This window comes from Shinella zoogloeoides (genome assembly GCF_022682305.1).
GTDB lineage: Bacteria > Pseudomonadota > Alphaproteobacteria > Rhizobiales > Rhizobiaceae > Shinella > Shinella zoogloeoides_B.
The window spans coordinates 416,940-442,500 of the sequence record NZ_CP093528.1 but is presented as its reverse complement, the minus strand read 5'-3'; the positions used below and the strand labels follow the sequence as shown (position 1 = coordinate 442,500).

The following is a 25,561-nucleotide window of genomic DNA, read 5'->3' as shown; positions in this document are numbered from 1 at the left end:
ACTTGTAGAGGAAGGAAACCGCATAGACGGCCAGCGCCGCGACGAGGCCGAGGTAGAAGACCACGAGAATCCAGCGGCTGGACAGGATGATGCGTTCGACCAGAAGTTCGAGGGATTTCATCGGGCAGGCTCCATCGGGAATCGTCAGACTATCGACCGCTGATTAGCCAAAGGGCCGCGGACCCGCAAGGCGCCCACGAAAAAGGCGGCGTCCGCAGACGCCGCCTTTTCCAGGATCACTCTGTCCTCATGCCCTGCGGAAGAAGCCTGCGACCAGCGACAGGACCAGAAGGGCCAGGAAGACGAAGAACAGGATCTGCGCGATGCCGGCAGACGCGCCGGCAATGCCGCCGAAGCCGAGCAGGCCGGCGACGAGGGCGATCACGAGAAAGACCACAGCATAATAGAGCATTTTCGAACTCCTTCTTTCCATCGCTGGGACAACGGGGGCGGACGGAAAAGGTTCCCGTGGTTGCGGCCGGCGAAATGCGGCAACCGCCAGCGCGCGCCGGGAACAAATTCACCCCTGCCACGTTGTCGGCTCGCCACGCGACAGCACGACCGCCGCCGCGCGGACCATCTCAAGCAGGAAACGGGCCTTGCGGCCCGCTTCGCGATTATCCAGGTCTGGAGAAGAATGCGCTCAGGAACCGCTCTCGGCCCTTCGCTCGGCTTCGTCGAGCTTTTCGAGAAGATCGAGCAGGCGATCGGGCACCGGTTCGGTCTCGACGGCGTCGTAGAAAGACTTGAGCTTGCGGCCGATCGCGCCGTTGGGGTCGAAAGCGGCCGTGGCGGAGGTTATTCCACCGGCGCGTCTCTTGTCGTTGCTGGGCTCGGTCATGGTCCTGTTTCCATTGCGTGCCGCCCGCTATCTTCCTTTTGCCCAAAAATCCCAATAGCAAGTCAGACTTAGCATGCTACCAATAGGTTTCCGCATGATGAACTCTATCGGAAACGGTTCCGATACGGAACAGATCCAGGGAGAACGAAATGTCACTTTCCACCCGTATCGCACCGCATCTCGCCTATCTGAGGCGGTTTTCCCGGGCCGTAACGGGTTCCCAGACCTCCGGTGACGCCTATGTCGCCGCCACGCTGGAAGCGCTGGTCGCCGATATCTCGCTTTATCCGGAGGGCCGCAGCGACCGAATCGCCCTTTACCGGCTCTATTGCACGCTCTTCGACAGGCTCAACGTGACGCTGCCGGACAATGCCTCGCCTTTCAGCTGGGAGCGACAGGCGGCCGCCAACCTTGCCAACCTGCCGCCGGACGAACGCAAGGCCTTCCTGCTCGTCGCCGTCGAAGGCTTCGACATCGCCGAGGGTGCGGATATCCTGGACGTTTCGCCGGAGCGTTTCGCCGGATTGCTCGACGAAGCCTCGCGCGACATCTCGCAACAGGTCGCGACCGACATCATGATCATCGAGGACGAGCCGCTGATCGCCATGGACATCGAGGACATGGTGAAGGGTCTCGGCCACAACGTGACGGGCATCGCGCGTACCCATTCGGAAGCGGTCGAACTCTATCACCGCACCTCGCCGCGCATGGTGCTGGCCGATATCCAGCTTGCCGACGGCAGCTCGGGCATCGATGCCGTGAACGACATCCTGAAGAACAGCACGATCCCGGTGATCTTCATCACCGCCTTCCCGGAGCGGCTGCTGACGGGCGAAAAGCCGGAGCCGGCCTTCCTCGTCACCAAGCCGTTCAACCCGGACATGGTGAAGGCGCTGATCAGCCAGGCGCTGTTCTTCGACGAACAGGCGCGGCTCGCAAAATCCGCATAAACAGAAAGGCCCGCGCAAGCGGGCCTTTTTTCAGCGGCTCAGCCCGTCGAGGGCGGACGCGACGATGGCATCTATCGAGGCATCGATATCGACGGTCACGACGCCCGCCTCGCAGGACGGATCCTCCAGCGTCGCAAGCTGGCTGTCGAGCAGGCTGACGGGCATGAAGTGCCCTTCCCGCGCGGCCATGCGGGACATCAGCAATTCGCGGCTTCCCTTTAGGAAGACGAATGCGAGCTTGCCGCCGGCGGACGAGCGCAGGCGGTCACGGTAGGCTTTCTTCAAGGCGGAGCAGGAGACGACGACGCTGCCGTTGCCGGCAAGCACGTCCGCCATCGCCCGGCCGACCGTGTCGAGCCAGGGCCAGCGGTCCTCGTCGGTCAAGGCGATACCGTGGGACATCTTGTCCACATTGACGGCGGGATGCAGGCTGTCGCCTTCGATGAAGGCGGCGCCGAGGCTTGCGGCAAGCCCCTCGGCGACCGAGGTCTTGCCGCAACCGGAAACGCCCATGACGACGACCGCGCAGGCGTTGTTCATGGCGTCGGCGCCATCAGGCGACGCGCTGGCGCTTTTCGATGCGGGCGCGGATGGCGTCCACGTCGACGCGGGGCGTCGCGGCGAAGAGCGTCTTGGTATAGCTGTGCTGCGGGTCGTCGAAGACCTGGTCGCGGCTGCCATATTCCACCGCCTCGCCGAAATACATCACCATCACATCGTCGGCGATGTGGCGCACGACCGAAAGGTCGTGGCTGATGAAGACATAGGTCAGGCGGAACTCGTCCTGCAGGTCGGCGAGCAGGTTGAGCACCTGGGCCTGGACCGAAAGGTCGAGCGCCGAGACCGGCTCGTCGAGGACCAGCAGACGCGGGTTCAGCATCAGCGCGCGGGCGATGGCCACGCGCTGGCGCTGGCCGCCGGAGAACATGTGCGGGTAGCGCCCGTAATGCTTCTCCTCCAGCCCCACCTTCTTCAGCATGGCCATGGCGCGGTCGCGCCGTTCGCCGGCCGGGATCTTCGTGTTGATGACCAGCGGTTCCGTGAGGATATCGCCGATCTTCTTGCGCGGATTGAGCGAACCGTAGGGATTCTGGAAGACGATCTGCACCTTGCTGCGCATTTCGGCGGTCAGCGGCTCGCTGGCGATATCGACCTTGCGGCCGTCGATCAGCATTTCGCCCTCGGTGATCGGATCGATCATCGTGACCATGCGGGCAAGGGTGGACTTGCCGCAGCCGCTTTCGCCGACGATGGCAAGCGTCTTGCCTTCCTCGACCTTGAAGCTCACGCCCTTGACGGCGCGAACGGTCTTGGCCGGCTTCATGAGGCTGCCGGGGATGTGGTAGTCGCGCTTGAGGTTTTTTGCTTCGAGAACAGGGGTCATCGCATGGCTCCCGCAAAGATCTCGGCGTCGGTCAGCTTTTCCGTGATCGTCGGCAGACGGCCGCCCGTGGCGTTCTCCGGCAGGGCCGAGAGAAGAGCCTTGGTATAGACACTCTTGGGGGCGGTGAAGAGCGAGAGCACGTCGGCTTCCTCGATCTGGCGGCCCTTGTACTGCACGATGACGCGGTCGGCGGTTTCGGCGACGACGCCCATGTCGTGGGTGATGATGATGAGGCCCATGCCGTGTTCGGCCTGGAGCTTCATCAGGAGGTCGAGGATCTGCTTCTGGATCGTCACGTCGAGCGCGGTGGTCGGCTCGTCTGCGATGAGGAGCTTCGGATTGCAGGCGAGCGCCGTGGCGATCATCACGCGCTGGCACTGGCCGCCCGACATCTGGTGCGGATAGTGGCCGAGGCGCTCTTCCGGGTTCGGGATGCCGACCAACTGGAACAGTTCGATCGCCCGGTCGCGGCGCGCCTTGCGGCCGAGATCCGTGTGGATGCGCAGCACTTCCTCGATCTGGTAGCCGACCGTGAAGCACGGATTGAGGCTGGCGATCGGTTCCTGGAAGATCATGGCGATATCCTTGCCGATGATCCTGCGCCGCTCGCTGTCCGACATCGACCGCATGTCGCGGCCGTTGAAGGTGAGAACGTCGGCCGTCACCTTAGCCGTCCAGGGCAGGAGGCCCATGGCGGCGAGCATGGAAACGGACTTGCCCGAACCGGATTCGCCGACGATGGCGAGGACATCGCCCTCGTCGACCTTGAGGGAAACCCCGTCCACGGCGCGGAAGGGACCGGATGCCGTCTGGAATTCGACGGTGAGGTTTTTGATTTCGAGAAGCGACATCACGACCTCTTCAGCTTGGGATCGAGGGCGTCGCGCAGGCCGTCACCCATGAGGTTGATGGCAAGCACGGTGACGAGGATGGCAAGGCCGGGGAAGGTGACGACCCACCAGGCGCGCTGGATGAATTCGCGCGCTTCGGCAAGCATCGTGCCCCATTCCGGCGTCGGCGGCTGGGCGCCCATGCCGAGGAACCCGAGAGCCGCCGCGTCGAGGATCGCCGCCGAGAAGGCGAGCGTGGCCTGGACGATGAGCGGCGCAAGGCAGTTCGGCAGGATCGTCAGGAACATCAGGCGTAGCGTGCCGGCGCCGGCGACCTGCGAGCCGATGACGTAATCCTTGGACTTTTCCGTCATCACCGCCGCACGCGTCAGGCGCACGAAATGCGGCTGGTTGACGAGCGAGATGGCGATCATGGCGTTGAGCAGCCCCGGCCCCAGCACGGCCACCAGCACGAGGGCGAGCAGCAGCGAGGGGAACGCCAGGATGATATCCATGATGCGCATGATGAAGGTGTCGACCTTGCCGCGGAAATAGCCAGCGACGAGACCGATCAGCACGCCCGAGACCACCGACAGCGTCACGACGACGAGACCGATGAAGAGCGAGAAGCGCGCGCCGTAGATGAGGCGAGAGAGGATGTCGCGGCCGACGGCGTCGGTTCCGAGAAGATAGCTCCAGTTGCCGCCCGCGGAGAAGGCCGGCGGCAGGAGAAGGACCTCGCGGTTCTGGATGCTCGGGTCATGCGGCGCGACGAAGGGTGCGAAGACCGCCAGGACCAGGATCACCAGGAAGACGGCAAGGCCGATGACGGCGCCCTTGTTGCGCGAGAAATAGAACCAGAACTCGGAAAAGCCCGAGGGCGGCGTGGTGTTTTGAACAGCCGTGCTCATGGATCGCCTCCTAGTGCCGGATACGCGGATTGACCCAGCCGTAGAGCAGGTCGACCACGAGGTTGACGATCATGATGACGGCGGCGATCAGCATCAGGCCACCCTGCACCACGGCATAGTCACGCTTGAAGACGCTGTCGACCATCCACTTGCCGATGCCCGGCCAGGAGAAGATCGTCTCGGTGAGGATGGCGCCCGCGAGCAGCACGCCGACCTGAAGGCCGATCGTGGTGATGACGGGGATCATCGCGTTGCGCAGCGCATGGATGCCGACGACGCGGAAGGGCGAGAGGCCCTTGGCGCGGGCGGTGCGGACATAGTCCTCGCCCAGCACTTCCAGCATGGCCGAGCGGGTCTGGCGCGCGATGACGGCGAGCGGGATCGTCGCAAGGACCACCGTCGGCAGAATCAGATAGGTCAGGGCCGACTTGAAGGCCCCGACCTGCCCGGAGATCAGGCTGTCGATCAGCATGAAGCCGGTCACCTGCGGGAAGAAGTACATCAGCGAGATGCGCCCCGAGACCGGCGTCCAGCCGAGGTAGCCGGAGAAGAAGATGATGAGCAGCAGGCCCCACCAGAAGATCGGCATCGAGTAGCCGACGAGCGCGACGCCCATGATCGACTGGTCGAGCCAGGTGCCGCGCTTGACCGCGGCCAGCACGCCGGCCGGAATGCCGAGCAGGACGGCGACGATGATGGCGCAGAGCGAAAGCTCGAGCGTGGCCGGGAAGAGGTTCACGAAGTCATCGAGAACCGGCCGCTTGGTGACGATCGACGAGCCGAAATCGCCCTGGAGCAGGCCGGTCAGATAGTCGAAATACTGGATATACATCGGACGGTCGAGGCCGAGCTGGTGCATGAGCTCGGTGTGCCGTTCCGGCGACATGACGCGCTCGCCCGACATCAGCATGACCGGGTCGCCCGGTAGAAGTCGAATGAAGGAGAACGCGATGATCGATACCCCGATGAACGTGGGTATCAGGACGGTGAGCCGTCCGAAGATGAAGCGCAACATGGGAGCCAATCCCTTCTTTTTGAAAAACCGGCGGCCCGAATGCCTTCGGACCGCCGGCCAATGCACGCTCTTTGCGGCGTGCCTTTCTTGTGCCCGATATTACTCGGCGATGTCTACACCGTCAAAGCGGTGAATGCCCAGCGGGTCCATCTTGAAGCCCGAAACCTTCTTGCTCATCGGAACGACGACGAGCGAGTGGTCGAGGGTGTTCCACGGCGCTTCGCGCTTGAAGATCACCTGGGCCTCTTCATAGAGCTTCGTGCGCTCCGCGATGTCGGCGGTTTCCTTCGCCTTGGTCATCAGGTCGTCGAACTCCTTGTTGCACCACTGCGCGCGGTTGTTGCCGCCGACGGCATCGCAGCCGAGCAGGGTATCAAGGAAGTTGTCCGGGTCGCCGTTGTCGCCCGTCCAGCCGAGGATGGCCGCGCCGTCGCGGTCCTTGGCGGAGGAGAGCTTCAGGTACTCGGCCCATTCGTAGGAGACGATCTCGGCTTCGACGCCGATCTTGGCGAGGTCGGCCTGCATGAGTTCGGCCGCACGGCGGGCGTTCAGCATGTAGGGACGGGCGACCGGCATGGCCCAGATCTTCATCTTGAGACCGGCGGCGCCGGCTTCCTCGAGCATCTTCTTGGCCGCTTCCGGATCGTACTTGTCGTCTTCGACGGCGTTGTTGTACGACCACATGGTCGGCGGGATCGGGTTCTTGGCGACCGTTGCCGCGCCCTGGAAGACGGCGTCGACGATGGCCTGGCGGTTGACCGCCATGTTGAGCGCCTTGCGGACCTCGACCTTGTCGAACGGCGGAACCAGCGTGTTATAGGCGAGGTAGGCGACGTTCAGGCCTTCCTGCTCCAGAACCGTCAGGTTCTCGTCCTTCTTCAGCTCGGCAACGTCGGCGGCGTTCGGATAGGCCATGATGTGGCATTCGCCGGCCTTCAGCTTCTGCGCGCGGACGGCGGCATCCGTGGTGATGGCGAACACGAGGTCGTCGATCGGCTGCTTGCCGGCCCAGTAGTCCGGGTTCGCCTTGTAGCGGATCGCGGCATCCGTCTGGTAGGCGACGAAGGTGAAGGGACCCGTGCCCAGCGGCTGCTGGTTCAGGAGTTCCATCTTGCCGTCAGCCTGCAGCTTGTCGGCATATTCCTTGGAGATGATCGAGGCGAAGTCCATGCCGAGATTGGCGATGAACGGCGCTTCCGGGCGCTTCAGCACGAACTTGACCGTCAGGTCGTCGACCTTCTCGATCTTCTCGATAAGGTCAGGGAAGCCCATGCCCGCGAAATATTCCCAGGACGCGCCGGCGACATACTTGTTCCACGGATTGTCAGTCTTGTACTGGCGCTCGAACGAGAAGATGACGTCGTCGGCGTTCAGATCGCGGGTCGGGGTGAAGAAGTCCGTCGTCTGGAACTTCACGCCCTTGCGCAGCTTGAAGGTGTATTCCTTGCCGTCGGCAGAAACTTCCCAGCTCTCGGCCAGGCCCGGCTCGACTTCCGTGCCGCCGTGCTTGAACTCGACGAGGCGGTTGTAGACGGTGCGCGACGTGGCGTCGAAGGTCTGGCCGCCCGTGTAGAGGCCGGGGTCGAACCCTTCCGGCGAGGCTTCAGAGCAATAGACCAGCGTCTTCGACCAGGCGGCCGTTGCCATCATCGAGGCAAGCGCCGTCGCTGCGAGGAGAGTAGTCAGCTTTTTCATCGTGTGAGCTTCCCAGGTTTGCTTTTTTCTCTTGCTTGCGGTCACGGGCGCGTGTCCAGCCCCGTCCGTGCGCGGATGGAACGACATTTGCCGCAGGATTGCAATAAGTGCGCGAACAAATTTGTCCAAACGGAAAAATCCACGCAACACTATTCTCCACAGCATTGGGAATGCCGGTAAAATTGCTTCAAACCGGCGCGCCAGACAGCCGCGTCCCTTGGGCCGGGACAGTGGAAAAACGATAACCGCGTTTAACATTCCCTTTTCTTATCAGTATGTTACAGATACGCCCATCGAAAGACACCCATACCCTTGCGAAATTGCCCCGTAAAACCCTTTGCCTCCTTGGATTGCGGCGCTAGATTGTATTGCGTGGAATCTAGGGGGTAGGCGCCACGTGACTACACTGAACGGACATTTCCGAAGATACGGTTTCGAAGGCGATCTTGAGAAAGCCCTCAATCGCGTCGATTTCTTCCGTATCTTCCACACGATGGCGCTACGCTACGGCTTCGAGCATTTCGGCGTGCTTCAACTGGCGAACGAGCACGAGCCGAGCACGCTTGCCGGCCGCCTGATGCTGCACGACCTGCCGGCGGGCCTCGCCGAAACCTACGACAAGCGCCATCGCCTCAACGACAGCGCCCTCTTCAAGAGCTTCTACCGATCGACGATCTCCACCGTCTGGCGCACCGGCGACCGCCTGCAGAACGGCGCGGCGCAAGGCGCCGACTTTCTCGAGCAGGTCGGCTTCGACATGGCGCTCGCCGTTCCGGTGCACGCGGTCAACGGCACGCGCTATATCGTGCTCTTCCTCGGCGACGGCACGGATATCGGTAGCACCGAGCATTTCAAGGTCTGCTACGAGGCCAATTGCGCCTTCGACTATTTCCACCGCCAGGTCCCCGCCAACAAGGCGGGCATGGGGCTGACGCCGCGCGAAACGGAAATCCTGCGCTGGATCTCCTACGGCAAGACGGCGAGCGAGATCGCGCTCATCGTTTCCGTATCCGAGCATACCGTGAACTCGCATACGGCGACGATCCTCAAGAAACTCGACGTGGTCAACCGCACGCAGATGGTCGCCAAGGCCATACGCGAGCAGATCATCCAGTAACGCGCAAAACAGGTCCGTGCGTTGCGGATAGGTAGAGTTAGGGACTTGTTAACAGGCGCGGGCTGGATGACAGTAAGCGCGGCTTTCGAGGCTGACGCCTCTCCGATACAGCAGGTTTACCGGCTACCATGACAGCAACAGTGCATATCCTGCTCGTCGACGACGACCCCACCGAAAACATCATCCTCGGCGCACTGATGCGCAAGGTCGCAAGCTATGCGATCACGCTTCATTATGTGGAGACCGTGGACGACGCGCTCGGCTTCATCCGCGCGTCCGGCCCGCCGCTCGACATGATCCTGATGGATAACCGGCTCCAGCCGCAGGCGGATTTCCGGGAAACCGTGCCGGAGCTGCGCCGTGCCGGCTATATCGGGCCGATCGGCGTGATCTCCTCGTCGATCAGCGACGCCTATTTCCAGAAGATCGACGATTACGGCGTCGACTTCCGCATCGACAAGGCGGAACTGGACCCGACGGCCATCGAATTCATCCTGCGGGAATATGTCGGGCGCGACGTCGGCGCCGGCATCTGAGGCAGCCGGCGTCATTCCAGGAAAAAGCTGGCGTCAAGCCGCCATCACCAAGGGAAAAGCCGGCGTCAAGCCGCCGGCTGGCGGGCCACGGCGTTTTCCAGGCCAAGCAGCATGCCGATCTGCGGACGCGCCTTGACGAGATCGTCGATCGTATATTGCTGCAACACCTCGAAGAAGGCGTTCAGCGCCTTGCGCAGCGCGGCGTTCAAACCACAGCTATCGACGAGCGGGCATTCAATCTCGCCCGCCTCGAAACATTCCGCCATCGCGAAGGAATCTTCCGTCACCCGCACCACGTCGAACAGCGTGATCTCCGTCGCCGACCTGGGCAGGCGCACGCCGCCGTTGCGGCCGCGTACGGTCTCGATGATCCCGGCCCTGGTGAGCGGCTGGAGAATCTTGAACAGGAACAGTTCCGAAACGCCGTAGGCCCGCGCGATTTCCGGAATGCGGCTGAGCTTCTCCCCGTTCGCCGCGCAGTACATCAACATGCGCACGGCATAGTTGGTTTGCTTCGTCAGACGCATGGGAAACTCCGAATCCGGTTTTGAAGTGACATCACATATAGGGCAGATCGCGGTTTAGAACAATTCCAAAAAGCGGAAAATCACATTCATGTTATGCGAGTGGTCGCATGATTGACTGCGGGGGGCAAGGCGCTAAAGAAGACTTTAGCAGTAAAGAATAAATTCCCCCCAGGAGGACCCGATGCGACTGCTCCAGACTTCCCTCGCCGCCCTTGCCCTTTCGACCGCCGGCCTTGCCCTGGCCGCCCCCGCGCATGCGGACGGCGAAGTCAACATCTACTCCTATCGCCAGCCGGACCTGATCAAGCCGCTGCTCGATGAATTCACCAAGGAAACCGGCATCACCACCAATGTGCTCTTCCTCGACAAGGGCCTCGTCGAGCGCATCCAGGCGGAAGGCGCGAACTCGCCGGCCGACGTCATCCTGACGGTCGACATCGCCCGCCTGACGGAAGCCAAGGAAGGCGGCGTCACGCAGCAGGTCAAGAGCGACGTCATCAACAAGGACATCCCGGCCGCCTACCGCGATCCCGATGGCGACTGGTTCGGCCTCACCACCCGCTCGCGCGTCGTCTATGCCTCGAAAGACCGCGTCGCGCAGAACGAGATCACCTATGAGGAGCTTGCTGACCCGAAGTGGAAGGGCAAGATCTGCACCCGTGACGGCCAGCACTCCTACAATATTGGCCTGATCGCCTCGATGATCGCCCACCACGGCGAAGCCGAGGCCGAGAAGTGGCTGACGGGCCTGAAGAACAACCTCGCCCGCAAGCCCGACGGCGGCGACCGCGACCAGGCCAAGGCGATCCTCGCCGGCGAATGCGACCTGGCGCTCGGCAATTCCTACTATGTCGGTCTCATGATGACCAACGAGAAGGAGCCCGAGCAGAAGGAATGGGCGGCGGCCATCAAGGTGCTCTTCCCGAACACCAACGACCGCGGCTCGCATGTCAACGTTTCCGGCATGGCGCTCGCCAAAAACGCCCCGAACAAGGAAAACGCGCTGAAGCTGATGGAATTCCTGTCGGAAGGCACCGCGCAGAAGATCTATGCCGAGCAGGTCTACGAGTACCCGGTCCTGCCTGGCGCCGAGCCGTCCGAAGTCGTGAAGTCCTTCGGCACGCTGAAGCCGGATCCGCTGCCGCTGGTCGATATCGCCGCCAACCGCAAGAAGGCTTCCGAGCTGGTCGACAAGGTCGGCTACAACGACGGCCCCGCGCAGTAAGCCCCGGCTTTTCGGGACGAGACAGGAAACGGCGGCCCTCGGCCGCCGTTTTCGTTTCTATTGCAGCTCCGGGTCCGACTGGCCGGAGACGATCCGGGCGTAGTCGACGATATCCTTCTTGCGCTGCGGGGTGCCGGGGTGGGTGGAGAGGATATCGGCATCCGAGGTGTCGCCGAGCTTTTCCTCGATGAGCGTGAAGAACCGGGCGATGGCGGCAGGATCGTAGCCGGCCCTGGCCATCAGCTCGACCGAGCGCCGGTCCGCCTCCGTCTCCGCCTCGCGCGAATAGGACAGCGCCAGAAGGCCGCCGCCCTGCACCAGCACGTCCTCGACTGCCGAGCCGACGTCACCGGCGATCAGCATGATGAGGCCGGTCATGCCGGCGGCCCGGTAGAATTGCCGCAGGCTATGATCCAGTTCGACATGGCCGATCTCGTGCGCCAGCACGCCGATGATCATCTCCGTATCGCCGCCCGCCATCTCGACGAGCTGGTCGGTGACGACGAGCGAGCCGTCCGGCAAGGCGAAGGCATTGGGACCGATGATGCCGCCATCGCGGAAATTGAGGGTGTAGGCCGCGGCTCCGCGCGGCGACAAGGCGGCGATCCGCGCAAAGCCGTCGGCGATCTCCTTGCGGCGGGCATCGGGCAACGTGCTCGGCGAGAAGGCCGTCTTGTCGAGCGCCTGCAGCGTGCCCTCCCCCATCAGCTCCGGCACGATCGGCGGCGTCGTCCAGACGGCGACCTCCACCAGCGCCGGAACGCCCCAGCGATAGACCGCGCCGCCGAGCGCAAAGGCGACAAGCACGATGACGACGAGGCGCAGGCGGAACTGCTCCAGCCAGTGCACGAGGCCGGCGCCGCCCCTGCCCCGCGCCGCAAGGTAGCGATCGATGCCGTCATTGTCCCAGGTCTCGAAGATCGAGCCGTCCGGGAAGGTCACCCGGCGGGGGATGGATCCGACGCGGCCCGAAACCTCCACCCAGGAAAGCCCCGCCCCGGCCAGCGGCTTGTCGCCCCCGGCCGGCACCGCGGCGATTTCTCCGCCCCGCTCCACGAGCCGGGCTTCCACCGAGCGGCTGGAGCCGGGAGGATGCCATTCCCCGCCGGCGATGGCGGCATTGTCAGAAGCCAAAGTCGAACCCTTCGAAGTCCATGAATTCCGCGCCGACCGCCGAGCCTTGCTCCTCAATCCTGCTGAACAGCTCGCCGACGTCGCCGGCAAAGGTAACGCCTGTATGCTGCCACGTATAGCGGGCCATGCGCACCGCAGCCCAGGGCCGCATGAGGCCGAAGGTGAAGATCGTCACCAGTACGTTGGAAATGGCGATCCAGGTGTAGCGGCTGCGCGAGACGTCGCTCAGCAGCCGGTGCCGGCCGTCAAAGAGCGTCGTGGACCAGGTGGCGTTGCGTACGCCCGCCCGGTAGAACAGGCCGGCAATGCCGAAGGTCGCGAAGATAACGATGTAGCCGATGACCATGCTGGCGATCAGCGGGATCTGCTCCTCGGGCGTCAGCGAACCGGGCGTCTCGATCATCGGCACGATGCGCGAGAAGTTGGCCATGACGAGAAGCGCGATGACGCCGAGGCCGACGAGCGCGATGAGGAAGGAAACGAGCCAGGATTTATAGAGCGCCCCGAGCCTGGGATCGGTCTCGAATGTCCTGCCGCCATAGCGCAGGTTCTGACCGAGATAGCGCGCCGCCCAGCGGCTGGCGAGCGGCGTCAGGATGCCGAGCGTGACGACGGAAAGCAGGCCGCCGAGGATGAAGGCCTTGAAGGCACCGCCCGGGCCGCCGACGAAATCGAAGCGCACATTGCGATAGCTCGTCACGCGGGCGCTGAAGCGCAGGCCCTTTGCCACCAGCCACGGCAGGGCGATGAGGATGGCGATGGTCGGCAGCAGCGCCAGCACCGGCACGACCGCCGCGACGACGTTGAGCACGACGAAAGCGACGAGAACGATGAGGCGGCCGATGAGGATCTGCAATCCTCGCGCATGATACTCGAAGGACCGGCCGAGCAGCACGGTATTGCCGTAGAAATACCGGTTGCGGCGCACCTTCGCCCAGGCCGAATAGATGCCGAGCGTGACGATCGTCAGCAGCACGTTGACGATCCAGATGCCGAAATATTCCGATGCCTTGCCGGTAAACTCGATACGGTGGAAGCCACCCGCCTGTCCTGCGGGTTGCGGCGATCCTTCCAATGACATGTCTGCCCCCTTCAAAACTTGAACACGGGGGTAACGGGCCGCGCCTGCGACCTATTCTTCGCACGGCACAAAAAACCGCAATGCAAAAAGGGCTTCCGTGAGGAAGCCCTTTTCACAATCAATCCAAATGGATCACTTCATCGTCGGGATGGAGAACTCCGCGCCATCCTTGATGCCGGACGGCCAACGGCTCGTCACGGTCTTGGTGCGGGTCCAGAACTTGATGGAGTCGATGCCGTGCTGGTTGAGGTCGCCGAAGGCCGAGGCCTTCCAGCCGCCGAAGGAGTGATAGGCGAGCGGAACCGGGATCGGAACGTTGACGCCGACCATGCCGATGTTGATGCGGCTGGCGAAGTCGCGGGCCGCGTCGCCGTCACGGGTGAAGATCGCGACGCCGTTGCCGTATTCGTGCTTCATCGGCAGGTCGAGGGCTTCCTCGTAGTTCTTGGCGCGAACGACGGAGAGGACCGGGCCGAAGATCTCGGTCTTGTAGATATCCATGTCCGGCGTGACGTTGTCGAACAGGCAGCCACCGACGAAGTAGCCATCCTCATAGCCCTGCAGCTTGAAGCCGCGGCCGTCGACGACGAGGTTCGCGCCTTCTTCCACGCCCTTGTCGATGAGGCTGAGGATGCGGGCCTGGGCTTCCTTGGTGACAACCGGGCCCATGTCGGCCTTCTCGTCCGTGTACGGGCCGATGCGCAGGCTCTCGATCATCGGCGTCAGCTTTTCGATCAGGCGGTTCGCCGTCTCTTCGCCAACCGGAACAGCGACGGAGATCGCCATGCAGCGCTCGCCGGCCGAGCCGTAGCCGGCACCCATCAGGGCATTGCAGGCCTGGTCGAGGTCGGCGTCGGGCATGATGATCATGTGGTTCTTGGCGCCGCCGAAGCACTGGGCGCGCTTGCCGTTGGCGGCGGCCGTGCCATAGACGTAGCGGGCGATCGGCGTGGAGCCGACGAAGGAAACGGCGGCGACATCCGGATGCGCCAGGATGCCGTCGACGGCACCCTTGTCGCCGTTGACGACGTTGAGGATGCCCGCCGGCAGACCGGCCTCGATCATCAGTTCGGCAAGGCGGATCGGGAGCGACGGATCGCGCTCGGAAGGCTTGAGGATGAAGGCGTTGCCGCAGGCGATGGCCGGGGCGAACATCCACATCGGAATCATGCCCGGGAAGTTGAACGGCGTGATGCCCGCGCCGATGCCGACCGGCTGGCGGATCGAGTACATGTCGATGCCCGGGCCGGCACCTTCGGTGAACTCGCTCTTGGAGAGATGCGGGATGCCGATGACGAATTCGCAGACTTCGAGGCCACGGATGACGTCACCCTTGGAGTCTTCCACCGTCTTGCCGTGTTCACGCGAGACCAGCACGGCGAGTTCGTCCATGTGCTTGTTCAGAAGCTCGACGAACTTCATGAAGACGCGGGCGCGGCGCTGCGGGTTGGTGGCGGCCCACTTCGGCTGGGCAGACTTGGCGCTGTCGATGGCAGCCTGCAGATCGGCATCGTTGGCGAGCGCGACCTGCGCCTGAACTTCGCCCGTCGCCGGGTTGTAGACATTCGCGGTGCGGCCGCTGGAGCCGGGAACCTGCTTGCCGTGAATGAAATGGCCGATCTGGTACATTGGGGGAGTCCTCCGTGGTTATGCGGGGATCATCGCACTACAATTTGCACAACACAATCGCCTCCTGTAAGGAACCGTTGTGCAAAAATTAAAGCCGGAGGCATCCATGAACTGGGACGACGCGCGCATGTTCCTCGCCGTGGCCCGCACCGGCCAGATTCTCGCCGCCTCCCGCCGCCTCGGCGTCAACCACGCCACGCTGAGCCGCCGCGTCAGCGCGCTGGAAGAGGCGCTGAAGACCCGCCTCCTCATCCGCCGCACCAACGGCTGCGATCTCACCGCCGAGGGCGAAGCCTTTTTGCGGGCGGCCGAAAGGATGGAGACGGAAATGCTGGCGGTGCAGGCCAGCATCGGCCGCATCGATACAGCCGTCGCCGGCACCGTGCGCGTCGGCGCGCCGGACGGCTTCGGCGTCTCCTTCCTCGCCCCGCGCCTCGGCCGGCTGACGGCGCGACACCCGGAGCTGAAGATCCAGCTCGTGCCCGTGCCGCGCTCCTTCTCGCTCTCCCAGCGCGAGGCCGATATCGCCATCACGCTGGAGAGGCCGGAACAGGGCCGCCTCGTCTCCTCGAAACTCACGGATTACACGCTGGGCCTCTATGCTTCGCGTGACTATCTTGCGGAAAACGGCACACCGGAAACCGTCGAGGACCTGAAGGCGCACCGGCGCGTCGGCTATGTGGAAGACCTGATTTTCACGGCCTCGCTCAATTTCACCGGCGAGATCATGCGAAGCTGGGACGCCGGTTTCGAAATCTCCAGCGCCACCGGCCAGACGGAGGCGGTGCGCTCGGGCGCGGGCGTCGGCATCCTGCACGATTACATCGCCCGCCAATATCCCGAACTTGTCCGCCTGCTGCCGGAAACCTCGATCCGCCGCGCCTACTGGACGACCTGGCACGAAAGCGCACGCGACCTGACGCGCGTGCGCACCGTCGCCGAATTCGTGCAGGAACTCGTACGCCAGGAACACGGGATCTTTCTGTGAGGCGTCGCTGAATTGCGCTAGACTGGCCTTCCTGTGGTCGGAGGATGGCGATGGATCATATCCGCAAGTTCGTGCCGGATTCGGCGGAAGGCGGCATCGTCGCCTCGAGCGTCTATTCAGGCGGCAAGCGCATCGCCGATATCCCCATCGAGGACGCCGGCGCATGGGCGACGCGGGAAGGCCATGTCGTCTGGATCGGGCTTCTGGAACCGAGCCGCGAGCTTCTGCTGCGCGTCCAGGCGCAATTCAACCTGCACGATCTTGCGATCGAGGACGCCGAGCATCCGCACCAGCGCCCCAAGCTGGAGCAATATGGCGAGGCGCTGTTCATCGTCGCGCGCACCGCACAGTTGATCGACCGCCGCGTCACCTTCGGAGAAACGCATCTTTTCGTCGGCAAGGGCTATATCGTCAGCGTGCGGCATGGCCCCTCCACCTCCTACGCCACGGTGCGCGAGCATTGGGAGAGCTGTCCGCATTCGCTGGCCAAGGGCGAGGACGTCGTCCTCTATGCCATCCTCGATTTCATCGTCGACAACTACATGCCGGTGCTGGAGCAGCTCGAATACGAGGTAGAGGAAATCGAGGACAAGGTTCTCGTCAAGCCGATGACGGCGGCGGATATCGAACGGCTCTACATGATGCGGCGCGACCTCCTGCGGCTACGCAATGCCGCGCTGCCGCTGGTGGAGGTCTGCCGGCGGCTGACGAGCGCCGACCTTCCGCAGATACAGCCCGCCATGCATCCGCTGTTCCGCGACGTCTCCGACCACATCCGCACGGTGCAGGAAAAGATCGACAGCCTGCGCGAAGTGCTGGCCTTCGCCTTCGAGGCGAGCCTGCTGGTCGGCCAGAGCCAGGAAACGGCGATCTCCAAGAAGCTGGCCTCATGGGCGGCGATCCTCGCCGTGCCGACCGCGCTTGCCGGCATCTACGGCATGAATTTCAGCGACATGCCCGAACTCAGGATGCATTACGGCTACCCGATGGTGCTGTCCACCATCGCCGCGACCTGCGCATTCCTCTACTGGAGGTTCCGCAAGAACGGCTGGCTCTGATACGGCCAAGACATATGCAAGGGGGAAGGAAGACTTCCCCTCTCCCGGTAAGTCCTCGTGACTATTAGACTGACTGGGAGAGGGGAATGGTACGGTTGAGTGGGGTCGAACCACCGACCTCAGGTGCCACAAACCTGCGCTCTAACCAACTGAGCTACAACCGCACAGGACGCTTTCGGCGTCGTTGGTGCGTCACATACGGGCAGCCGCACCATTTTTCAAGCTCTTTTTGCGTCGCCCACAAACGAAAATGGCCGGACGATCCGCCCGGCCATTCTAACATAGCGCCTATATTCGCGCTATCGGCGACTTAGACGGTCTTGAAGGACTTCATGGCCTTCTCGGAGGCGGACTTGACCGGAGCCGTGACCTTCTCGGCGACCTTCTTGGAGGTTTCCTGAAGGGTCTTGGCCTGCTCGACGGCGACTTCGGCCTGCTTGCGCAGGAAAGCGGTCTGCAGTTCGAAGAGTTCGGCAACCGACTTCACGCCGAGCAGGGCTTCCATATGCGAAAGCGAGTTCTCGGCATTGGTGCGGAGGGCTTCGATGGCCTTGAGGCCGAGTTCGACGGAGCCGGCCTGCGCGCTTTCGAGCGTCGCTTCAACGGTCTTCGTTGCGTCTTCGGCAGCTTCCTTCATCTTGGCATAGGCTTCCTTGGTCTGGGTTGCGCCCTTTTCGGCGAACTCGCGGAAGCTTTCGGAAAGCTTGGACGGGTCGATGGATGCGATCGAGAATACGTCGTCGGTCTTCTTGGTAGCCATTGCATGCGCTCCTTGGTTTGGCCCTCTCAAGAGGCGCCGGGTTCTTGGATGGGCTGTATATAGTCGATCTTCTTTCGCATTGCAACAATTTTGTGCGATGCACAATAAATGCCGGGAGGCGTTAACCCTTCCGCCCGAAAGCCCGGGGCTGCAAGGCCCGGACGCTGGACCCTCCGCCTATGCGCCGCTATTAATAAAGCGTTAATCGAAAGCCGGGGCGCCGGAAGCCAGACACAGGCCTGAACATGTCCGCAAAGCAGTATCCCTTCATCGACGTCGCCGTGCACGAGCGGGTAAGCCAGCCCTTCGCGAGGGGCGAGGCCGTCGTGCTGTTTTCGAAGGACATGGCGCGCGTGCTCTGGTCGAACGGCCGGGGCGCGGCCCTCTTCGGCCAGGACAATATCTACGACTTCCTCGACGCCGGCCCGGACCGCGCCGACGTCGCCTTCCGTCAGCTTGCCGCAACGGCCCGCCAGGCGCAGGCCCCGGGCGAGCGCCGCAGCTTCCTCATGCGCATCGGCAGCGGCTTCCGCAGCGTGCCGGTGAACGCCACCGTCGAGAACGTCACCATCCGTCCCGGCGAGGAGGCGATCCTCTTCAGCGCACCCGTCACCGCCGCCCGGCACAGCGCGGAGGACGCCGCTGCGGCCATGCTTGCCGGCTTCGACGATCCGGACACGCATATGGCCGTGCTCGACGGCGACGGCACTGTGATTGCGGCCTCGGAGAGCTTCGACAGCCTTGCCATCACCGCGCAGACGCGCCGCTCGCTCGTCGAGGCCGCCGGCCGCAGCGCCGAGCACCTCGTCAAACGCCCCGTCGCTACGGGACGTGGGCACCTGCCCGCCGCCATCGGCCGCATTTCCGATGATCCGGCCCTGCACCTGCTCTTTGCCGTCGAGACCATCCTTGGGCATCTCGATCCGCAGGAGGACGAGGTAGAGGAAGCCATTGCCGACACGCCGGCCGCCAGCCACGAGGTTGCGGAAGACACCGCGGATGTGACGGATGCCCCGGAGCCGGCGGCGGCACAAAGCGAACAGACCGTGGAGAAGGAGGCCGTCAGCCTTGCGGCGTCAGCGCCCGAGGAAGCGGTTGCCGAGCCCGAGCCGGCGATCGTCGCAGCCGATGAACCGCTGCCCGGCACCACACCCGAGCCGGCACCTGAAATTACCGGTGAGACGCCCGGGCAGGAGGCTGCCGCAGAAAGCGGAGCCGACGAGGATGCGGAGGCTGCCGTCCAACCCGGCTTCGCCTTCAATCCGCAGGGCCGCCCGATCCGCTTCGTCTGGAAGATTGATGCGGAGGGCTGCTTCAGCGAGATTTCCGACGAATTTTCCGCCGCCGTCGGCCCGCATGCCGCCGCGATCTCCGGCGAACGCTTCACCGATGTCGCCCGCCGCTTCGATCTCGACCCGGACGGCCGGATCGGCGACCTCCTGCGCCGACGCGATACCTGGTCCGGCAAGACGATCCTCTGGCCGGTCGAAGGCACGAACCTTGTCGTTCCGGTCGATCTCGCCGCCCTGCCCACCTATTCGCGCAGTCGCGAATTCGACGGTTTCCGCGGCTTCGGCATCGTGCGCATCGCCGATGCGGTCGCCGATCCGCATGCGCGCGGGCTGACGCTCACCGAGACGGACGAGGCGTTCGTCGAGGGAGTGCTGGCCGAAGAAACCGGCGCGTTGCTGGAGAGCACGGCGAACGAAACGCCAGACGCAGCGGAAGACATCCCGGCAGATGCCGGCACCCCCCCTGATGCAACGCAGGAAGATGTTCCCTCCGCGCCGGATACGCCCGACGAAGCGGCGGGAGCCCCATCCGTCGACGCGACGGCAACACCCGATGACGAACTGGACGCCTTCCGCGGCGAACGGCCGGCGCTGCGTCTCGTCGAGACCCCTTCCCGCCGGCACTCCGACAAGGTCGTGCAACTCGAAGCGCGTCGCAATCGCGGCGGGCTGTTCGATGGCCTTTCCACCGGCGAGCAGGCGGCCTTCCGTGAGATCGCCCGCCAGCTCGGCGAGACTTTCGGCAAGCGCAAGCCGGAGGATCGTCCGCAGGATGCAGCGACGAACGTGCCCGCCGAGACTGCAAGCACCGATGAGACAGACTGGGAGATCGTCACGGACCAGCCGGTGGAGGAACCCGTCGCCAGCATCGCGGAAACGGAAATGCCCGGCCTCGAAATCGGCCCCCATGCCGACGACCTGCTGCACGAGGAACATGCGGACGAGCGCGCGGGCTTCACCCCCTCGCGCCGGCAAATGGACTACGGCCTCACCGCCGCCGTGGTCGATGCCCTGCCCGTCGCGCTGCTCGTCCATGTCGGCGACCGGCTGATCCATGCCAATCCGGAATTCTTCCGCCTGACCGGTTATGGCAGCATGGAGGACCTCGAAGCCTCGGGTGGCCTGGACATCCTGCTTGCCGGCCCGGACGAGGATGCGCAGGACGGCGACGGCACCATGGCGCTGCGCCATGCCGACGGCGAGAGCACGAGCGCCGTTCGCGCGCGCCTGCAATCGATCCGCTGGGAAGACGGCACCGCCCTCATGCTGGCGCTGACGCCAGTTCAGGAGAAGCCGGCGCTGTCGCTGGTGGAAACGCCCGCCGCCCCCGCCGAAACCGAGGAACGCACCGCCGACCAGGCCGCCATTTCCGCGCTGCGCATCGAGGTCAGCGAATTGCGCTCCGTCCTCGAGACGGCGACGGATGGCGTGGTCGTCGTCGGCCAGGACGGCGATATCCGCTCGATGAACCGCTCGGCGAGCGCCCTCTTCAACTATGACGAGGACGAGACGCGCGGCCGGCCCTTCGCCATGCTCTTCGCCCACGAAAGCCAGAAGGCGGTGCTGGACTATCTCGCCGGCCTTTCCGGCCACGGGGTCGCGAGCGTGCTCAACGACGGGCGCGAGGTCATCGGCCGCGAGGCGGCCGGCGGCTTCATCCCGCTCTTCATGACCATGGGGCGTCTCTCGTCCTCCTCCGGCTATTGCGCCGTCATCCGCGACATCACACAGTGGAAGCGCACGGAAGAGGAGCTGCGCAACGCCAAGCGCGCCGCCGAGACCGCCAACGCCCACAAGAGCGATTTCCTCGCCCGCGTCAGCCACGAGATCCGCACGCCGCTCAACGCCATCATCGGCTTTTCCGACATGATGGCGACGGAGCGCTTCGGGCCGATCGGTCATCCGCGCTATATCGAGTATGCCAACGACATCGGCCGCTCCGGCCGCCATGTGCTCGACATCGTCAACGACCTCCTGGACATCTCCAAGATCGAGGCGGGGGAAATGGACCTCGAGTTCACGGCGGTCGGCCTCAACGAGACGATCGCGGAAGCCGTCTCGCTGGTGCAGCCGCAAGCGAACGCCCAGCGCGTCATCATCCGCACCTCGCTTGCGGCCAACGTGCCGCAGATCGTGGCGGACCTGCGCTCGATCAAGCAGATCGCGCTCAACATCCTGTCTAACGCCATCCGCTTCACGCCGTCCGGCGGGCAGATCGTCGTCTCCACCGCTTACGAGGCGAACGGCAGCGTCGTGCTGCGCATCCGCGACACCGGCGTCGGCATGACGCGCAGCGAGCTGGAACAGGCCATGAAGCCATTCCGGCAGGTGACGACGGGGGCGCGCAAGCGCGGCGACGGTACCGGCCTCGGCCTACCGCTGACCAAGGCGATGGTCGACGCCAACCGGGCGAATTTCGCGATCAGCTCTACGCCGAACGAGGGCACGCTGGTCGAAGTGATCTTTCCCTCGCCCCGCGTGTTGGCAGATTGAGGCGATTGGGCTAGAGCAAGTCCAGCAAAAGTGCGCAGCGGTTTTGCGTCCGGAATTGCGCAAAATCGCGCCAGACCGGCTGAAACGCCCGGTCCCGCCCTCACGCGGGATTGCCGTATCGTCGAGGTAACGCCTTGCAGATCCTGTCCGAAAGCGCGCCGGTGCGCGTCCAGCGCCGTTCCGGTGCAGCCCGCCATCCGCTCCTTTCCGCTTCCGCGGTGCTCGCGGCGGCCATCGTGCTGATGCCGGCCATCGCCATCGTCGTCATCGCGGCGACGGGCGGCACCGACAACTGGCCGCACCTCATCAGCAACGTCATTCCGCGCGCGACGCTGCGCACGCTGATCCTGCTGGCCGGAGTCGGCACGATCACGGCCACGGTCGGCGTCGTCACGGCCTGGCTGGTGGCGAGCTGCGAATTTCCCGGACGGCGCGTGCTTTCCGGCCTGCTCGTCCTGCCGCTCGCCATTCCCGCCTATCTCGGCGCCTATGCCTTCGCGGAGTTCTTCTCGTTCACCGGCCCGGTGCAGACAGGCCTGCGCGCGCTCTTCGGCTTCCAGACAAGCCGAGACTACTGGTTCCCGGAGGTGCGCACCACCGGCGGGGCGATGCTGGTGCTGTCGAGCGTGCTCTATCCCTATATCTATCTTGCCGCCCGCTCGATGTTCCTGATGCAGGGGCGCGCGGCGGCCGACGTCGCGCGCACATTGGGCGCGGGGCCACTGAAGGTTTTCGCGAAGATCCAGATCCCCATGGCGCGACCGGCGATCATGGTGGGGCTGACGCTCGTCGCCATGGAGACGCTGAACGATATCGGTGCGGTCGAATATCTCGGCGTACAGACGCTCACCTTCTCGATCTTCGATACCTGGCTCAACCGCGGCAGCCTTGCCGGCGCAGCGCAGATCGCCTGCATCATGCTGGTCTTCGTCATCTGCCTGATGGTGGTGGAGCGCGCCGCGCGCCGCCGGCAGCGCTTCGCCAGCCAGAAGACCACGGCCGCCGTACACGATTCCGTGCGCCTCACACTCACTGGCTGGAAGAGATGGGCGGCGGGCCTTGCCTGCCTGCTGCCCCCGGTCATCGGCTTTGCCATTCCCGTCTTCGTGCTCGGCGGCTATGCCGCGCGCCGTCTGGAGCAATTCGCCTCGGCGCGGCTTCTCTCCGCCCTTTGGCACAGCATCCTCGTCTCCGGCTCAACGGCGCTGATCGCCGTCCTTCTCGCCTTCCTGCTCGCCTATGCCGCGCGCACCACGCGCTCGCGGGTGAATGCCGCCGCCGGCCGCTTCGCCTCCTTCGGCTACGGCGTGCCCGGCACGGTGCTCGCCATGGGCGTGCTGATCCCGCTCGCCAATTTCGACAATGCGGTGGATGCGTTCCTGCGCGCGCATTTCGGCGTCTCGACGGGCCTTGTGCTCTCCGGCACCGGCTTCGCCATCATCTATGCCTGCACCGTACGGTTCCTGACGATGGCCGAAGGCACGATCGACGCCGGCTTCCACAAGCTCTCGCCGCATCTCGACATGGCGGCTCGCACGCTGGGGCGCACCAGCAGCCAGACGCTCTGGAGCGTGCTCCTGCCCATGATGCGGCCGGCGACGCTGACGGCGGCGCTGCTCGTCTTCATCGAGACGATGAAGGAGCTGTCGGCGACGATCATGCTCAGGCCGTTCAACTTCAACACGTTGGCGACGCTGGTCTACGAGGACGCCTCGCGGGCGAAGGTGGAGGATGCGGGCGTGCCCGCCATGATCATCGTCGCGGTCGGCCTCATTCCCGTCTTCCTCGTCTCGCGCTCGCTCGACAGGCACCACGGATAAAAAAGGGGCGGCAAAAGCCGCCCCGATAGGTGAATGCTGCCCAACAAAAGCGACGGTGAACGGCCTCATGCCGTCGGGATCGGGTGCGCTCAAGCTGGCGCGACCTTGCACCCTCGCGGCTTAACAAATCCTTACCTGGCCAGACCCGCCGCAAAGGTTTCGTTCATAACTTCATCAGCCTGGTTAACGGGCCGGAGCCGAAAGCGTTAACGCAGCCGCCTCTACGATTGCAGCACCGCCAGACCGGCGAAAAGCTCCAGCGCCTCCGGGTTGGCAAGCGCCTCCTTGTTCTTGACGGGGCGGCCGTGCACCACCTCGCGCACGGCAAGCTCGACGATCTTGCCGGACTTGGTGCGCGGGATATCGGCAACCTCCACGATCTTCGCCGGCACATGGCGCGGCGAGGCGCCGGTGCGGATCTTCGTCCGTATGGTCTTTTCCAGCGCCTCATCCAGCACCTTGCCGGGCGCAAGGCGCACGAACAGCACGACGCGCACGTCGTCGTCCCAGTCCTGCCCGATACACAGTGCCTCGGCAACCTCCTCGAGATGCTCGACCTGATTGTAGATCTCCGCCGTGCCGATGCGCACGCCGCCGGGGTTCAGCGTCGCGTCCGAGCGGCCATGGATGACGATGCCGTCATGGCTCGTCCATTCGGCGAAGTCACCATGGCACCAGATATTGTCGAACCGTTCGAAATAGGCGGCGCGGTATTTCGCGCCGTCCGGATCATTCCAGAACATCACCGGCATGGAGGGGAAGGCCTTCGTGCAGACCAGTTCGCCCTTCTCGCCGCGCACCGGGCGACCGTCCTCGTCCCAGACGTCCATGGCAAGGCCAAGGCCCGGCCCCTGGATCTCGCCGCGCCAGACGGGCCTCAGCGGAACGCCGAGCACGAAGCACGAGACGATATCCGTGCCGCCGGAGATCGAGGCAAGCTGCACATCCGGCTTGATGCCCTCATAAACGAAGGAGAAGCCCTCCGGCGAGAGCGGCGAGCCGGTGGACGTCATGAGCCGCAAGCTGGAGAGGTCATGCGTTGTGCGCGGCGTGAAGCCACCCTTGCGCACGGCGTCGATATATTTGGCCGAGGTGCCGAAGACGGCGAACCTTTCCGCCTGCGCGTAGTCGAACAGCACGTTGCCGTCGGGGTGGAAGGGCGAACCGTCGAAGAGGCAGAGCGTCGCGCCGACGGCAAGGCCGGAGACCAGCCAGTTCCACATCATCCAGCCGCAGGTGGTGAAGTAGAACAGCCGCTCACCCTCGACGAGGCCGCAATGCAGGTTATGCTCCTTGAGGTGTTGCAACAGCGTGCCGCCCGCCGAATGCACGATGCATTTGGGAACGCCCGTCGTGCCCGAGGAGAAGAGGATATAGAGCGGATGGCGGAACGGGAGTTGCGCGAAGGCCAGCGCCCTCGCCTTATGGCCGGCCAGCAGCGTATCGAGCGTGCGGCCATCCGGCAGGGCCGCGGCAAGAGCCTCCGCATCGCCCGCATAATGCACGACGACAACAGGCGCGCCGAGCTTGCCGGCGACCGCCTTCACCTTGGCCGAAACGTCCTGGAGCTTGCCGGCATACCAATAGGCGTCGCAGGTGATGAAAAGCTTCGGCTCGATCTGGCCGAAGCGGTCGAGCACGCCCTGCTCGCCGAAATCGGGCGAACACGAGGACCAGATGGCGCCGAGCGAGGCGGCGGCCAGCATGCAGGCGATGGTTTCCGGCATGTTCGGCATCATGGCGGCGACGCGATCGCCTTCCCCGATGCCCATGGAGGAGAAAGCCTGCTGAAGCTTCGAAACGCGGGCGCGCAGATCGTCCCAGGACCAGCGATAGGACACCTTGTCCTCGCCGCGGAAGACAATGGCGTCTTCGCTACCGGTCTTCCTGAGAAGGTTTTCCGCGAAATTCAGCCGCCCTTCGGGGAAGAAGCGGGCCTCCAGCATGCGCTCGCCGTTCTCGAGTGCCACCGCGCCCTTTTCGCCGATGGCGCCGCATTCGTCCCACACCATGGTCCAGAAGCCGGCGCGATCTTCGACGGACCAGGCATGCAGATCGTCATAGCCGGCAAACGCGCGCCCGGCTCTCCGACCCGCGGCCTTCATGAACAGGGCCATCGGGCTTTTTTCAAGGATTTCCGCCGAAGGCGTCCACAGGGGCATTTCTGACGTCATGCTTTCCTCCACTCCATGGCATTCCTATAGCATGTTGCGCCGCACTATAAAGCGGCGAACGCCGGATCGCGCCCTTGCCGAACGCGATTCCGCCATGGCGG

Annotated in this window: 23 protein-coding genes and 1 tRNA gene (1 of these 24 running past the window's edge); 8 read left to right on the top strand and 16 right to left on the bottom strand. The window is 64.2% G+C overall.

Annotation, left to right across the window (positions count from 1 at the left end; all coding sequences use genetic code 11):
• From MOE34_RS02215 to MOE34_RS02205, 3 genes are all read right to left on the bottom strand, one after another.
• Positions 1–121 carry the 5' portion of a TIGR00645 family protein gene (locus MOE34_RS02215; RefSeq protein ID WP_242220527.1) on the bottom strand. The gene continues 380 nt to the left of window position 1, outside the view, so only the first 121 of its 501 coding nucleotides appear in the window; its start codon is at positions 119–121; the stop codon falls past the left edge of the window.
• A gap of 126 nt (positions 122–247) precedes the next feature.
• Complete coding sequence (locus tag MOE34_RS02210) at positions 248–412, bottom strand: DUF1328 domain-containing protein (protein WP_242220526.1); 165 nt, start codon at positions 410–412, stop codon at positions 248–250.
• 231 nt (positions 413–643) lie between these two features.
• Positions 644–841, bottom strand: coding sequence for a NepR family anti-sigma factor (locus MOE34_RS02205; protein ID WP_242220523.1), 198 nt, complete (start codon positions 839–841; stop codon positions 644–646).
• Between the two features lie 149 nt (positions 842–990).
• Between MOE34_RS02205 and MOE34_RS02200 the strand changes: the two genes are divergently transcribed.
• On the top strand, positions 991–1,791 hold the full coding sequence (locus MOE34_RS02200; RefSeq protein ID WP_242220521.1) for a response regulator: 801 nt from the start codon (positions 991–993) through the stop codon (positions 1,789–1,791).
• A 30-nt stretch (positions 1,792–1,821) separates the two neighbouring features.
• Here MOE34_RS02200 and MOE34_RS02195 read toward each other — a convergent pair whose 3' ends face one another.
• The 6 genes from MOE34_RS02195 to MOE34_RS02170 form a co-directional block, all read right to left on the bottom strand.
• Entirely contained in the window at positions 1,822–2,331 is a 510-nt protein-coding gene (locus tag MOE34_RS02195; RefSeq protein WP_242220519.1) for a gluconokinase, read from the bottom strand.
• Positions 2,332–2,344: 13 nt separating this feature from the next.
• Positions 2,345–3,175, bottom strand: coding sequence for a dipeptide ABC transporter ATP-binding protein (locus MOE34_RS02190; RefSeq protein ID WP_242220517.1), 831 nt, complete (start codon positions 3,173–3,175; stop codon positions 2,345–2,347).
• Positions 3,172–4,026 carry an ABC transporter ATP-binding protein gene (locus MOE34_RS02185; protein WP_242220514.1) on the bottom strand — a complete coding sequence of 285 codons (855 nt, stop codon included), beginning with the start codon at positions 4,024–4,026 and terminating at the stop codon, positions 3,172–3,174. The genes MOE34_RS02190 and MOE34_RS02185 overlap by 4 nt, the downstream gene beginning before the upstream one ends.
• On the bottom strand, positions 4,026–4,916 hold the full coding sequence (locus MOE34_RS02180; RefSeq protein WP_242220430.1) for an ABC transporter permease subunit: 891 nt from the start codon (positions 4,914–4,916) through the stop codon (positions 4,026–4,028). The genes MOE34_RS02185 and MOE34_RS02180 overlap by 1 nt, the downstream gene beginning before the upstream one ends.
• Before the next feature lie 10 nt (positions 4,917–4,926).
• Entirely contained in the window at positions 4,927–5,931 is a 1,005-nt protein-coding gene (locus MOE34_RS02175) for an ABC transporter permease subunit (RefSeq protein WP_242220429.1), read from the bottom strand.
• A gap of 99 nt (positions 5,932–6,030) precedes the next feature.
• Positions 6,031–7,626, bottom strand: a complete 1,596-nt coding sequence (locus MOE34_RS02170) for an ABC transporter substrate-binding protein (RefSeq protein ID WP_242220427.1) — start codon at positions 7,624–7,626, stop codon at positions 6,031–6,033.
• Positions 7,627–8,023: 397 nt separating this feature from the next.
• Between MOE34_RS02170 and MOE34_RS02165 the strand changes: the two genes are divergently transcribed.
• Together MOE34_RS02165 and MOE34_RS02160 are read left to right on the top strand one after the other, a co-directional pair.
• Entirely contained in the window at positions 8,024–8,743 is a 720-nt protein-coding gene (locus tag MOE34_RS02165; protein ID WP_242220425.1) for a helix-turn-helix transcriptional regulator, read from the top strand.
• A gap of 128 nt (positions 8,744–8,871) precedes the next feature.
• The gene (locus MOE34_RS02160) at positions 8,872–9,279 is read left to right on the top strand and encodes a response regulator (RefSeq protein WP_242220418.1); all 408 of its coding nucleotides are present in this window, start codon (positions 8,872–8,874) and stop codon (positions 9,277–9,279) included.
• A gap of 65 nt (positions 9,280–9,344) precedes the next feature.
• Here the strand turns inward: MOE34_RS02160 and rirA are convergent, their stop codons facing one another.
• On the bottom strand, positions 9,345–9,806 hold the full coding sequence (gene rirA / locus MOE34_RS02155) for an iron-responsive transcriptional regulator RirA (RefSeq protein ID WP_242220417.1): 462 nt from the start codon (positions 9,804–9,806) through the stop codon (positions 9,345–9,347).
• 181 nt (positions 9,807–9,987) lie between these two features.
• On the opposite strand from rirA, the gene MOE34_RS02150 reads away from it, so the two are divergent.
• Positions 9,988–11,031, top strand: coding sequence for a Fe(3+) ABC transporter substrate-binding protein (locus tag MOE34_RS02150; protein ID WP_242220416.1), 1,044 nt, complete (start codon positions 9,988–9,990; stop codon positions 11,029–11,031).
• A 57-nt stretch (positions 11,032–11,088) separates the two neighbouring features.
• Here MOE34_RS02150 and MOE34_RS02145 read toward each other — a convergent pair whose 3' ends face one another.
• From MOE34_RS02145 to MOE34_RS02135, 3 genes are all read right to left on the bottom strand, one after another.
• Positions 11,089–12,165, bottom strand: a complete 1,077-nt coding sequence (locus MOE34_RS02145; protein ID WP_242220415.1) for a M48 family metallopeptidase — start codon at positions 12,163–12,165, stop codon at positions 11,089–11,091.
• Positions 12,155–13,246 (bottom strand): YjgN family protein, encoded by a 1,092-nt coding sequence (locus MOE34_RS02140; RefSeq protein ID WP_242220413.1) that lies wholly within the window; start codon positions 13,244–13,246, stop codon positions 12,155–12,157. Before MOE34_RS02140 ends, MOE34_RS02145 begins: the two co-directional genes overlap by 11 nt.
• A 132-nt stretch (positions 13,247–13,378) precedes the next feature.
• Positions 13,379–14,875 carry a CoA-acylating methylmalonate-semialdehyde dehydrogenase gene (locus MOE34_RS02135; protein WP_242220412.1) on the bottom strand — a complete coding sequence of 499 codons (1,497 nt, stop codon included), beginning with the start codon at positions 14,873–14,875 and terminating at the stop codon, positions 13,379–13,381.
• A gap of 106 nt (positions 14,876–14,981) precedes the next feature.
• Here MOE34_RS02135 and MOE34_RS02130 point away from each other — a divergent pair, with 106 nt between their 5' ends.
• Positions 14,982–15,863, top strand: a complete 882-nt coding sequence (locus MOE34_RS02130) for a LysR family transcriptional regulator (RefSeq protein ID WP_242220410.1) — start codon at positions 14,982–14,984, stop codon at positions 15,861–15,863.
• 50 nt (positions 15,864–15,913) lie between these two features.
• Complete coding sequence (locus tag MOE34_RS02125; protein ID WP_242220408.1) at positions 15,914–16,921, top strand: magnesium and cobalt transport protein CorA; 1,008 nt, start codon at positions 15,914–15,916, stop codon at positions 16,919–16,921.
• An 87-nt stretch (positions 16,922–17,008) separates the two neighbouring features.
• Here the strand turns inward: MOE34_RS02125 and MOE34_RS02120 are convergent.
• Both MOE34_RS02120 and MOE34_RS02115 read right to left on the bottom strand, forming a co-directional pair.
• Positions 17,009–17,085 (bottom strand) — tRNA-His (locus tag MOE34_RS02120).
• Positions 17,086–17,231: 146 nt separating this feature from the next.
• Positions 17,232–17,681 (bottom strand): phasin, encoded by a 450-nt coding sequence (locus MOE34_RS02115; protein WP_242220406.1) that lies wholly within the window; start codon positions 17,679–17,681, stop codon positions 17,232–17,234.
• Positions 17,682–17,926: 245 nt separating this feature from the next.
• Between MOE34_RS02115 and MOE34_RS02110 the strand changes: the two genes are divergently transcribed.
• Entirely contained in the window at positions 17,927–21,466 is a 3,540-nt protein-coding gene (locus MOE34_RS02110) for an ATP-binding protein (protein ID WP_242220404.1), read from the top strand.
• A 242-nt stretch (positions 21,467–21,708) separates the two neighbouring features.
• A complete protein-coding gene (locus MOE34_RS02105) occupies positions 21,709–23,286 on the top strand; it encodes an ABC transporter permease (protein WP_242223701.1) in 1,578 nt (525 codons plus the stop codon).
• A gap of 221 nt (positions 23,287–23,507) precedes the next feature.
• On the opposite strand, the gene MOE34_RS02100 is transcribed toward MOE34_RS02105, so the two are convergent.
• Positions 23,508–25,460 (bottom strand): acetoacetate--CoA ligase, encoded by a 1,953-nt coding sequence (locus MOE34_RS02100; RefSeq protein ID WP_242220402.1) that lies wholly within the window; start codon positions 25,458–25,460, stop codon positions 23,508–23,510.
• Positions 25,461–25,561 lie beyond the last annotated feature (101 nt).